The sequence below is a fragment of the Streptomyces sp. NPDC059255 genome (assembly GCF_042752355.1).
Lineage (GTDB): Bacteria > Actinomycetota > Actinomycetes > Streptomycetales > Streptomycetaceae > Streptomyces.
Genome location: NZ_JBHYZP010000003.1, coordinates 52471 through 65094, shown reverse-complemented (window position 1 = coordinate 65094; position 12624 = coordinate 52471). Strand labels below are relative to the sequence as shown.

Here is a 12624-nt window from a genome sequence, read left to right as displayed (position 1 = left end):
GCGTGGTCGCGGACACCCCTGAGCCCCCGTACGGGTGCGCCGCCCGTCAGTAGCGGACAGCCCCGTAGTCGATGCCCTCGGCGGGGTAGGTCGCGGCGCGGCGGCCGAGACCGCGCATCCGCTCCCGCATCTCGTCGGCGGGGAGGTGGTGCAGATCGCCGTGGCCCGGCAGCACCCACTCGAAGGTCAGCTCCTCGGCGCCACGGGCCACCGACTCGGCGAGGGTCCTGATCGAGTCGTAGACGACGCTGTGGGCCACTTCCAGGGTCTGCTGACCGTTCGACCAGAAGAACGCGTCGCCGGAGAAGCAGAACTTCTCGTCCGCGATGAAGAGCGTGGAGCCCGCGGTGTGCCCGGGGAAGGGGTGGGCGATCACGCCGGGACCGATCTCGACCGGGTCCGTGCCCCGGATGACCTGGTCGGCCGAGGGGAGGGAGTGGAGGTCCCCCTCGTGGATCCACAGCCGGGCCTTGAAGGCGTCGGCGTATTTCCGGGCGTGCGCGACGTGGTCGAGGTGGGTGATCAGGACGTCGGTGATCCTGCCGGCCTTCTGCTCGTAGCGGCGGGCCAGCGCGGGCCGCCAGCGCGGGGTGTCGATCATCATCCCGGTGCCGTCGGGACGGCGCAGGAGGTACGAGGTCGCGCCGTACGTCTGCGGCGAGGCGTGCCCGCAGAGGAAGACGGTCTCGTCCTCGTCCAGCGCCAGCGGGTACGGATCCGAGTCCGCGCCGAGGTCGTCGGCCGGGGGGTGGATGGAACGGGTCGGGCAGGCGTGCGCGGCCATGTACAGCTTCTCGACGTCCGCCGCGGTCTCCGGCTGACGGATGACCTTCGACAGGCCGCCGTACTCCCCGCCCTCCGTGTAGCCGATCATGCCGGGGGCGATCTGCCGGGCGATGTTGCAGTTCAGACAACGGTCGTCGACGTGCCAGCCCTTCTCGGTCCCGGTCTCCGTCGCCTGGTTTCCCTGCTCTGCCTGTGTGGTGCTCATGAGCTCCGCTCTCGTGTGAGGGGAGACGCCCGACGGTCGGGCGTCCGCTTCGTCAGTGCGTCATCCGGCGGTCGCCGGTCGTTTGAGATGGGTGTCGAAGAAGGTCTCGATGCGCCGCCACGCGTCGGCGGCGGCTTCCGGGTCCGGGCCCATGCCGGTCACCCGGAAGAGCGGGCGCAGCGGGCGCGGGCCGACCTCCGCGTCGTTCAGGAAGGCGTGCCCGGCCGCCGGGTACTCCTTCACGTCGTGCACGACGCCGAGCCGGTCGAGCGCCGCGTCCAGCCGGTCCGCGGCGCCCTTGAGCATCCGGTCCCGTCCGCCGTAACTCGCGACGACCGGACAGGCTCCGGACAGCGCCCGGTCCAGGTCCTTGGGGAGCATCCCGTAGTTGGCGGAGGCCGCGTCGAAGCCGCCGTCCGCCGCGGACATGAGGGCGAACGCACCGCCCATGCAGAAACCGATGATGCCCACGGCTCCGGTGCAGTCGGCGCTCCCGGTGAGGAAGGTCCTGGCGGCCGCGATGTCCTGGTACGCCCGCCCGTGGCCGGCCAGCGACGCCCGCATGGTGGGGATCAGGCAGCGCCGGACCCCGCCCTGCGTGAACAGGTCCGGCATCAGGGCCAGATAGCCGGCGCGGGCCAGCCGTTCCGTCTGCCGCACCATGACGTCGTCGACGCCGAGGGCCTCGTGCACGACGACGACACCGGGCCAGGGGCCGGATCCTTCGGGCCGGGCGAGGTGCCCGGTCAGCCGCCCGGATCCGCCGGCGGGGGCACTGAGCGGGCTCAGATCGACGCGTTCAGTCTTGGACATGATGGCTCCATCGATGCGCGAACGTGTGGGGGTGTGGGGGTGCCGGGGCGGGTGGGCGCCCGGAGAGGCTCACGCGTCCGGGGCGCCGTGGGCGCGGAGCGCCGGTTCCGTACCGCTGGAGAAGGAGGACGCGGCCGTCACAGATCGAGGACCAGCCGGGGGCCGCGGGAGCGGGAGACGCAGATCATCATCGTCTCGCCGGACGCCCGCTCCTCCGCGCCGAGCACGGAGTCCCGGTGGTCCGGCTCGCCCTCCAGCACCTCGGTCTCGCAGGTGCCGCAGATGCCCTCGGCGCAGGAGGAGAGCGCGGCCACCCCGGCCTCCCGCACGGTCTCCAGCACGCTCTTCCCCGGAGCCACCTGAAGGGTGTGCCCCGAGCGGGAGAGGACGACCTCGAACGCGTCGCCGCCCGCCGCCGCCCGCTCCCCCTGATCCGCGGCCCGGAAGCGCTCCACCCGCAGCGCCCCGGGCGGCCACGCGCGGCACCGCTCCTCGACGGCGACCAGCAGCGGCTCCGGGCCGCAGCAGTAGACGAGGGTGTCTGCGTCCGGCTCGCCGAGAAGGCCGTCGAGGTCGAGCAGGCCGTGCCGGTCCTGCGGACGGACGGTCACCGCGTCCCCGTAACCGGCCAGTTCGTCCAGGAAGGCCATCGAGGAGAGCGTCCGCCCGCCGTACATCAGCCGCCACTGCGCCCCGGCGGCCTCGGCGGCGGCGATCATCGGCAGCAGCGGCGTGATACCGATGCCGCCCGCCACGAACAGGTAGCGCCCGGCCTCCCTCAGCGCGAAGTTGTTGCGCGGCCCCCGCACCCGTACCGGCGTACCGGCGTGCAGCGTGCCGTGCACGTACGCCGAGCCGCCTCGGCCGTCCGGGACGCGGAGCACGCCGATGCGCCACGACGACCGGTCACCGGGGTCGCCGCACAGGGAGTAGGTGCGGATCTGCCCGTTGTCGAGCAGCAGGTCGATGTGGGCGCCGGGCCGCCACTGCGGGAGCGGCTCGCCGCCGGGGTGGCGAAGGGTCAGGGCGGCTACGTCGTCGGCGGATTCGACCCGTTCCGCGACGACGAGCGAGAGCTCTTCACCGGGAGTGGAGGGATGGCTCACAGAGGCTTCCCGCTTTCACAGGAGACGGAGCGACACTCACGTCACCGCACAGGCCGGCGCATGAGCTGACGCTGGAAGGTCAGGTCATGGGCGCGCGACGGAAGGCGTGGCGACGGACGGCGTTTCCCGAGATGAACACTACCCGCTCCACAGCAGGTGCGTAACCGAATCGTTACCTTCCGGACGAAGTCGACCGTCTCACTCCGGCCACTCCGGGCCGGCCTCCCGGCAACCCACGCGAGGCCAGGGAGGACAGCATTGCCGGATCTGTTGCATTCGCAACGCCCACCCTTCTCGCGCAGTCACCGGAAGGCCGTTACCTGCGTGTTTTCCGGGCGCGGAGCCGTCCGCGCCGTTCGCCGTCCTGGACGACAGCCCCCCGGAGCGCGCCGGACGGCCACCGGTCCGCGTCCGTACGAGCGGAGGACGCCGTGCCGCCGGCCTCACCGATGACGAGTTCCGGACCTTCCAAGCCCGCCGCCGAGGCCCGGACTCACGAACGGCGGCCACAGAGCGCTGCGGGGGAGTCGATGTCCCAGATGCCCACGGCCATGCCCGACTTCCCGGGCGGGGAGACCGCGCGCAGCATGCCGAGGGTGCTGGGCAACATGATGGCGCCGAAGAAGCACGGCACGGCACGGCACGGCACCGAAGGCGATCACGCCATCGATCGATCCGGCGAGTTCGGCGCTTCGGCGGGGCTGTCCTGGGCCAGGAGCTCCTGCAATCGTACTTTCACCACCGCCAAGCCCTGGTGGAACTCCGCCTGCTGCTCAGGAGTGAGAGCCGCCGCCGACTGCATCGAGACGCGGGAGGTTTCGATCCAGTCGCGGACCGCGGGTTCCGCACTCCACCTGAGCTGCCGCTCGGCGGTGTCGATGTGGGCACGCAGCCAGTCGAGATCGGTGTGGGGGTGTGAGGAGGCGGCGCACAGCCAGTTCTTGGTCTCGTCCCGGTCGTACGATGCCTCGACATGCGCGGTGAGCGCGGCACTGAACACCTGCTGGCATGGGACGACCGACTGCAGCGTGATGCGTGAGCCGTCGAACACCGGGACCGCGGGCCGCTGTTCCAGACCGTCGGCGGTGCAGTCGACATAGAGGGTGCCCGGCACTGCCGGGACGACGGCCTGTTCGAGTTCGACGGCTTCGTCACCGATGCGTACGACCCTGCCCTGGCGCACGATGTCGTCGACGCGTCGGAGCTGTTCGAGTTCGGTCCGGGTCACGGTCGCGCAGCGGAAGCTTGTCGGCGTGACATCGGGCGACAACCGCAGGAGGCTGCCGCACTCCTCCAGGTGCTGGAAGAGTTCCTTGACGGTGTGCGACCGGGTCACCGCCCGCATGCGGGCCTTGACCGCCGCCGCGTTGGAGGCGGCGAATCGCGCTCCCGGCTGAAAGTGGACCCGGTCGAACAGCCACGCGTCGCGGGGCATGATCCATGTGATGTCGGCCGGGTCGACGGCGTGCTCCAACAGCCACAGAACCGCGTCGATGCCCGTCTTTCCCGCACCGACCACGGTGTAGTGGGACGGCCTGCTGCTCAGCGAGGGCAGCTCGTTGGGTGTGATCAGCCGGACGCCCGGGCCGACCTCGTATTTCGGTGCCACCATGGCCGGCACGGTGACGTTCATGTAGGTGGAGTCCACGACGCGGCGCCGCACCGTCACCTCGTACCGGGCGTCGGCGACGAGTGAGTGGAACCGGTGGACGTCGGGCCTCGTCGGTTCCGGACCGTCGTAGAACGTCATCGGGTGGTAGGACACGCGGCCGGTCGGCAGGAGGGTTCTGTGCATCACCTCCTTGAAGTAGGTGAGGATCTCACTGACCGACGCCAGCTCGTGCAGTCCCTCGTTCCCACCGTCGGTGTCGAGTGAACGTGTGCCGAGTTCACGGGAGTTGACGCCGTAGAAGGCCGACGGCTGATGCAGCCGTACGAAAGGGTAGGCGACGGTCCAGTGACCGCCCGGCCGGCCGTAGCGGTCCACGACGGCCACGGTCGCATCGGTCTCGGCCACCAGGGTGTCGGCGAAGGCCAGGCCCATGGCGCCTGCTCCGACGATCAGATAGTCGACCTCGAACGCTGTCGGTTCCAACGGTTTCTCTCCTCTTTTCCGCTACCTCGCGAGCATCAAGACGCGGCTGGTGGGCGGATCGGCCGATGCGCCCCGACGGCGGACCTCGCGTGCGATCCCCGGCGTCTCAAGACGTCGGCCTGTACGATCCAGCGGTCCGCGGCGGCATGGTGGACACGACGACTCGCCGCGGGCCCGGCTCGCCGTCGAACCGACGTCACATGGTCGAGCCCGACCGGTGACCACCAGCAGACAAAAAATGGAGATCCAGTCTCCACTCGTCCGAGTCTAGCACCAAGTGGAGATGCCATCTCCGCCATATGCGAGGGGGCCGCGCCAGGATGCCGTCCACCCGTGAGTGGACCGCCGGAGGCGTTGCGGCGGGCCCGGGAGATCGGCGGTCACGGCTGGTTCGGGGCAGGGCGGCACGGGCCTGATGCGGCCCTCACGAAGCGGCTCACCCGCTGCCCTGTTCCGGGGCTGTGAGCGGGCTCTGCCTCAGCCTGCGCCGTCACCGGCGGACAGCATGGCGCCGAACGCGGCGCGCAATTCGGCGACGAAGGTCTGCGGCACCTCCAGCGAAGGGAAGTGCCCACCCTTACCCGGCGCGTTCCAGTAGCGCAGATCACGGTAGCGGGCCTGCACCCAGGTCCGGGGCGACCTGAAGGGCTCCTTGGGGAACATCGAGACCGCCGAGGGCACGGTCACCGGGGTGACCATGTCCCGGCTGCCGGAACTCTCCCAGTACAGTCGCGCGGATGAGGCTCCGCTCGCACCGAACCAGTAGACGGACGCGTTGTCGAGCAGCCGCTGCCGCGACACCGCGTTCTCCGGGTGCCCGGCGCAGTCGGTCCAGCCGTGGAACTTCTCGACGATCCAGGCCAGCTGACCGGCCGGGGAGTCGGCCAGTCCGTAGCCGAGCGTCTGGGGACGCGTCGCCTGCTGCGTCATGTAGCCCGCCTCGCCACGCAGCGCGGCGCGGGCCTCGTCCAGCGATGCGCGCTCGGGCTCGCCGAGCCGCTCAGGGGCGAAGTCCGAAGGAGGCTGCACGAGCGGCATCGTGGTGTGCAGCGCCTCGACACGGCCGGGATGGCGGATCGCGAGAGCGGTGGTGACGAACGCACCCCAGTCCCCGCCCTGGGCGAGAAAACGGCCGTACCCGAGCCGGGACATCAACACGGCCCAGGCATCGGCGATGCGCTCGACGCCCCAGCCGGTCTCGGCCGGCTTGTCGGAGAACCCGAATCCCGGAAGCGAGGGCGCGACGACATGGAACGCGGGCTCACCGGCCGGCGGATCCACCAGGGCGTCGAGAACGTCGAGGAACTCCACCACCGACCCGGGCCACCCATGAGTGATCAGCAGCGGACGGGCATCCGGCCGGTCCGAGCGCACGTGCAGGAAGTGAATCCCCAACCCGTCCACGACGGTGCGCCACTGGCCCCGGCTGTTGAGCTCGCCCTCGAACCGGCGCCAGTCGTACTCCTCCAGCCAGTACGCGCAGAGCTCCGCCACATAGGCGCGAGGGATCCCCTGCGACCAGTCGCCGACCGGCTCCCGCTCGGGCAGCCGGACCCGGCGCAGACGTGCGCGCAGATCATCCACCTCCGCCTCGGGCACAGCGAGCACGAAGGGTTCCACGGAGGCGCGTTCAGCAGCGGCGTTCTCTGCGCTGTCGGCCAAGGTGATCTCCTGGAAGAAGGGCCGCTGCCCGACAGGCGGCGGCGCGTGTCGACACGGATCGCTCCCGCCTGCCCCGCGGGTGGTGGCAGTGCCCGAGGGGGACGCCGTCGAAGCCCCTCAGGACATCGAGGTCCCGAGGCCGACGACGCGCTCCTCCTCGGCCGGCGTGAGCGCCGCCTGAGTCATGGGCGTGCCGTCCGGGCGGGCGCGCAGGCCGTCGAGGACGACCGTGAGGCAGCGCTTCCAGACATCGGCGGAAACCGGCTGGGTGTAGTGGATCGTGTGGCTCACCATGTACTGGATGAGCGGGAGATCAGTCGCCGCGAGGTCGGGGCGCAGCGCGCCCGCGTCCTGGGCGCGGCGCATGACGGCCGCCGCGGCCGGCAGGAGCCTTCTGCGCGCCTCGGCGACCTCGGGACGGCCGTGCATCTCCGAGAAGATCACTTCACGCAGCCCCCGGTCACCCGCCATCCGTTCCAGGGCGGTGGTCAGGAATCTGACGAAGCCCTCCCACGGGTCATCCTCGACAAGCACCTCCTCGGCCAGGGTCACCATGGCGTCGAGGCGCTCCTCGAACAACTCGTTGATCAGCACTTGCTTGTTGCCGAAACGACGGTACGCCGTCCCGACACCGACACCGGCACGGCGGGCGACGTCGTCCAGCGTCGCCCCCAGACCGTTCTCGGCGAACTCCTCACGGGCCGCGTGGAGGATGCGCCGACGCTTGCGTTCCGCGTCACTGCGAAGGGGGCGAGCGTCATCGGCTGCGGGAGAGGTCACCGATTCATCCATTTCTCCACCCTAACACCCAACGGAGATACGATCTCCACTTAGCGCCCGGGCATGGCTCTGTGATCTTGCGGCGAGCCCCGGCATGACGCCGTGGGCCTGCCACCGACGGCCTTCGATGACGAGAGCGGGCCTCCCGGGGCGGTCTCCCCTGCCGAGCGAAAGCAGACCTCTTCGACTTTGTCTACAAGCAAGACGAAGTTTTGCGAACTTCGTCTTGCTTCTTCCTGCGGGAGAGGTAAGCGGCTAGATTCCACTCCGCTCCGCCCCCCACAGCAACCGTCGATCGGCACTGATGTTGCTCTGGATGCCCGTGCCTCCCCGCTGAAAGCGGCCACCTCCGGTCCGACCTGTGCCCCAGCGTCCGTCGACGGTCCGTGAACGAAGCAGAGACAGGAGGTCCCTATGGCCCGCCAACAGGGAAGACGCCGACACCCCGCGCGTCGGGTGAAGATGTTTCTACTCGCTCTGATCTTTCCGCTCGCACTGGTGACGCCCGTGGCCGCGGCACACGACGGACCGCACGAAGGCCAGGGGGGCATACCGTCCACAAGCCGACCACCCGGCGACGAGCGGTTCCAGAAGGTTCTCCTCGAAGGTACGGGGCTGACCCAGCCGATGCGTATCAGCGTCGCCCCGGACGGCCGGGTCGTGTACATCGAGCGCGATGGCCGGGTCAAGGTCTGGGATCCGAGGACGGAGTCTTCGGTGACGGCAGGCACGGTCCCGGTTCGGGTTGTGGGTGAACTGGGCCTCGTCGGACTGGCGCTGGCCCCGGACTTCGCCACGTCCGGCCATGTCTACCTGCACTTCTCCCGCCCCGACTGGGACACCTCCTATGTGTCCCGGGTGGCACGCTTCACGCTGAGCCCGCGGAATGTCCTCGACGTGAACTCCGCCACGACCGTCATCGACATCCAGCACCCGCAAGGGGTGAGCGGCGGTCACAGCGCGGGCGATCTGCTGATGACCAAGGGCGGCGTTCTCTTCATCGCGACCGGGGACAACACCAACTGCTGTGCCTCACGTGGCTTCCCCGGTACGGACGAGCGGCCGGGGCAGGCGAACGGCGATGCCCAGCGGACCTCCGCCAACACCAACGACCTCAATGGCAAGGTTCTGCGGATCGTGCCGAAGAAGAAGGGCGGCTACGGCATCCCCAAGGGAAACCTCTTCCCCGAGAAGGCGGACCGCCACAGCAAGACCCGCCCCGAGATCTATGCCATGGGCTTCCGCAACCCCTTCACGCTGGGGGACTACGACGAGAAGACGGGCGCGCTCTGGATGGCCGACTACGGTCCGGACGCGATTCAGCCGGACCCCCAGCGCGGTCCGGCCGGGCATGTCCGCCTGTTCCTGATGAAGGGCGCGGGCAACTACGGTTGGCCCTATTGCACGATGGACAACCAGCCTTACAACGACTGGAACTACGTCGACGACAAACCTGGCCCCTGGTTCAGCTGCGACAAGCCCGTCAACGACTCGCCCAACAACACCGGCCTGGTCGACCTGCCCCCGATCAAACCGGCGACGGTCTACTACACGTACGACAAGCAGGAGTACTTCCCGCAGCTCTACGGTGGCGGCGCGATGGCGGGTCCGGTCTACCGCTACGACCGGAAGAACCCCTCCGCGACCAAGTTCCCGCAGTGGTTCGACGGCCGGCGCTTCCTGTACGACTGGACGACCGACTGGGTCCAAACCACAGCCTTCGACAAGAAGCTGACAAAGCCTCAGGACATGCGGGCATTCCTCCCGGACATGGACTTCAGCAAGCCGATGGACATGGAATTCGGGCCCGACGGCTCCCTGTACGTCCTGGACTACGGCAACGGCTGGGGTTCGAGCAACGACGACGCCGGCTTGTACCGGATCGACTACACCGAGGGCAACCGTGCGCCTGAGGCCGCTCCGGACGCGAGCGCGGATTCCGGGCCGCTGCCTCTCACCGTGGAGTTCGACGCGACCAAGTCCACCGATGCGGACGGCGACGCGCTGACGTACGCGTGGGACTTCAATGGTGACGGCACCACGGACGCGACCACGGCGAAGGCGTCGTACACCTACAACACCGCGGGGTCCTACCAGCCTCGGTTGACGGTCACGGACAGCGGTGGCAAGTCCTCCGTCGCACATCTCTCCGTCGTGGCGGGAAACACCCGTCCCGTCGTCACCATCGAAACGCCGGTGGACGGGGGCTTCTCGGAATTCGGTGCGGACATTCCTTTCAAGGTCGATGTCGTCGACCCGGAAGACGGCACCGTCGACTGCACCAAGGTGAAGGTCACCTACCAGCTCGGGCACAACCAGCACGGCCATCCCATGGCCGAGGCCACGCCCGACGCGAACTGCGAAGGAGTCCTCGTCCCCGGCCGGGACGCCGAGCACGGTCCTGGCGCCTATGTGTTCCACATCGTCCGGGCCGACTACACCGACGGAGGCGGGCCGGGCGGCGCCCCGGCCCTGACCGGTGCGAACGACATCGTGCTGCATCCGACCCAATACAGCGCCAGCACCTATCCTCGTGGGCAGGGCGTCGGCCTCTACACCGGTCAGCTCTTCGTCCCCGACTCGGGCAACTGGTTCATGTTCCCGCGGATCAATGCCGCCGGCATCGACCGGCTCTCGATGGAGTTCGCCACCCGGATGGCCGGGGCGGACTTCACCGTGCACGCCGACTCGCCGGACGGTCCTGTGGTGGCGAAGTTCGAGAACCTGCCGCACACCGGTTCCACTTCCCTCTCCAACCGGGTCTACAAGACGTTCACGGCCGCCGTGAACGACCCCGGTGGAGTCCATGACCTGTACTTCGTCGGCACCTGGCCCGCCGGAGTCCAGCCCGAACTGTTCGTACGTACCTTCACCTTCGGCTGAGAGGGCAAGGTCGAGGGCACCAGGCGACCAGGCCCTGTCCGGGCGATCAGGTAACTGCTCCGTATCCGGCTGTCGGGCGCGGACCGGGGTGCGGTCCGCCGGTCGATCCGCAAGGTCGCCGCTCACCGGACCGCCGCGGCCCCTTGGGAGGCAAGAGCTCCCAAGGGGCCGACGAGCACCATGTGCCCGCTCACGGGCACGAAAAATGCCCCCAAAATCCGCGTTTCCGCAGTTCAGAGGGCATCTCATTGTGGAGCCTAGGGGAGTCGAACCCGAACCAGGCATCGACCTGACCTGCAGTTTTGCCAAAACATTGCACGAGAATCGGACTTTCCAGCCTGTTTCCACCCCGCTCCATCCCGCTCGATCCGGCTGCCCCGACCCGGCGTGCCCACTAGTGGGCACGCCGCTCCGCGCGATTGCTCTTGCAATCTCACCCCCCCTGCACCCCCGGGATCACGGGCTTCTGGCATTGCCTCGCATGGCAAATGCGCAAACATCTTGACCTCAGCAAGGTCTCGGCACAAGTAGCCAGCGGCATTGAGTCTGGGCGCGTACCCCCTGCGCCGCCAGCACCACTGTCGCCACAGCGGATTCGCTGCTAACAGCCACAGAGCGGCGGATCTACGCCCGTCACCTGGATACGCGGCCGGGGGAGCCCGCGCCCACTCCGAAGTGTGATCACCGTGGCGGTCATCACACCGACGCCCGCTGCCCACCGCTGGCAGACGGTGAAGCCGCACTTCTTCAGTTCGGCCGACCGGGAGAGGGGACGGGAACGGGCTCAAGGGGAAGCTGCCGCGGGCCTACGATCCACAGCACACACATCGACTCTATGGCGTGATCTATCTGACTGGCAGACTGAAACTTCACGCCGTATAGTCGCTTGTGGCGAGCCCGCGCATTCGTGTCGGGTGACGCCCTTGCCGGTGCGGAGTGGACGACGCTCACGCGCCTGCGGGCCCGGGCGGCGTCCCTGCGTCCGGGCCGTTCAGCCAGATCGACACCCGTCGAGTTGGCGACCGATCGCGGCGCGACCTGCCGTCCCCGGCGTCAACTCTCCGCGGAACACTGCCATCAGTGATGAGGAAGTCCATGCTCAAACTCCGTACCACCGTGGCGTCGCTTGCCCTCGCGGCGCTGACTCCGGCCTTCGCCGCCGTACCTGCAGCGGCTGCCGAGTCTCCGACTCCTTCGGCGCACTGCAAGGAGGTCAAGGTCCCCGTATCGATGACAGAGGGTGCACCTGCCGACAAGGAGCTCACGGGCACCCTGTGTGCGCCGTCCAGCAAGCGGGCGGCCATCGTTCAGGTCCTGATTCCGGGTGGAACCTACGACCAGAGGTACTGGTCAATGGCTCCCGGCGCCGGCGTGCCCTCGTACACCGAGTCGATGTCCAAGGCCGGCATTGCGACCCTGGCGATCGACCGGCTGGGCACCGGGCGCAGCTCGCAGCCGCCGAGCACTGAGTTCCGTGCCGACACCCACTCCGTGAGCGTCCACCAGGTGCTGCAGAAGCTGCGGGCCGGAAAGATCGACGACCAGCGCTTCAAGCGGATCGTTGTCGTCGGCCACTCGTTGGGGTCGGCCATCGCCGCCGACGTCGCCGGCACGTACCCGCGTGACGTCGACGGCGTCGTGCTCACGGGCGTTGCGTCCAAGCAGAACGACGCGGAAATGGGCGCGCAGGAGAAGGACATGCACCGCGCCAACCAGGACCCGCGCTTCGCGCACCTCGGGCTGGACGACGGCTACGTCACCACCAAGCCCGGTACCCGAGCCAAGTGGTTCTACTACGGGCCGACGATGCTGCCCGAAACCCTCGCGGCCGACGAGGCGGCGGCGCAGCCGGACGCCTTTGCGCTGAGCGAGGAAACCCAGGCGCCCGAGACGTCTCAGGAGCCTGCGGCCGAGGGGTCCGACATGCTCCGGAAGATCAAGGACCCGGTCCTGGTCGCGGTCGGCGAGCACGACGGGGTGGTGTGCGGCGGCACCGGCTCCGACTGCTCCAGCTCCGCTGCGCTGCAGGCCCAGGAGGCTGCCGCCTTCAGGCCGTCCGCGCATGCGCAGGCCGTCGTGATCCCCGCCTCCGGGCACTCCATCAACCAGCAGCTGACCGCTCCGATCCTGTTCTCGAAGGTCCAGGACTGGTCGGACCGGTTCGTCAAGTAGCCCTGACCGGGCACGGCGCATGAGCAGAAGGTGGGGGGGGGCGCCCCCCCGCCCCGCCCCCCCCACCCCGGATCAGGGGAGGGGGCCCCGCCCCACCAAAACGTCCCCCACCAAGAGCAACG

At 69.1% G+C, this 12624-nt stretch carries 8 protein-coding genes; 2 read left to right on the top strand and 6 right to left on the bottom strand.

The window, feature by feature from the left end:
- Positions 1-46 precede the first annotated feature (46 nt).
- The 6 genes from ACFXKG_RS05890 to ACFXKG_RS05865 form a co-directional block, all read right to left on the bottom strand.
- The gene (locus tag ACFXKG_RS05890; protein ID WP_384832991.1) at positions 47-991 is read right to left on the bottom strand and encodes an MBL fold metallo-hydrolase; all 945 of its coding nucleotides are present in this window, start codon (positions 989-991) and stop codon (positions 47-49) included.
- A gap of 60 nt (positions 992-1051) precedes the next feature.
- Entirely contained in the window at positions 1052-1804 is a 753-nt protein-coding gene (locus ACFXKG_RS05885) for a dienelactone hydrolase family protein (protein WP_384832988.1), read from the bottom strand.
- Between the two features lie 137 nt (positions 1805-1941).
- Complete coding sequence (locus tag ACFXKG_RS05880) at positions 1942-2910, bottom strand: PDR/VanB family oxidoreductase (protein ID WP_384832985.1); 969 nt, start codon at positions 2908-2910, stop codon at positions 1942-1944.
- Between the two features lie 658 nt (positions 2911-3568).
- Positions 3569-5005: an NAD(P)-binding protein gene (locus ACFXKG_RS05875; protein WP_384832982.1), complete on the bottom strand. Its 1437-nt coding sequence runs from the start codon at positions 5003-5005 to the stop codon at positions 3569-3571.
- A 477-nt stretch (positions 5006-5482) separates the two neighbouring features.
- Entirely contained in the window at positions 5483-6667 is a 1185-nt protein-coding gene (locus ACFXKG_RS05870) for an epoxide hydrolase family protein (protein ID WP_384832979.1), read from the bottom strand.
- A 117-nt stretch (positions 6668-6784) separates the two neighbouring features.
- Positions 6785-7447: a TetR/AcrR family transcriptional regulator gene (locus tag ACFXKG_RS05865; RefSeq protein WP_384832976.1), complete on the bottom strand. Its 663-nt coding sequence runs from the start codon at positions 7445-7447 to the stop codon at positions 6785-6787.
- A gap of 462 nt (positions 7448-7909) precedes the next feature.
- Between ACFXKG_RS05865 and ACFXKG_RS05860 the strand changes: the two genes are divergently transcribed.
- A complete protein-coding gene (locus ACFXKG_RS05860; protein ID WP_384832974.1) occupies positions 7910-10330 on the top strand; it encodes a PQQ-dependent sugar dehydrogenase in 2421 nt (806 codons plus the stop codon).
- Positions 10331-11413: 1083 nt separating this feature from the next.
- Positions 11414-12502, top strand: coding sequence for an alpha/beta fold hydrolase (locus ACFXKG_RS05855; protein ID WP_384833696.1), 1089 nt, complete (start codon positions 11414-11416; stop codon positions 12500-12502).
- Positions 12503-12624: the final 122 nt, after the last annotated feature.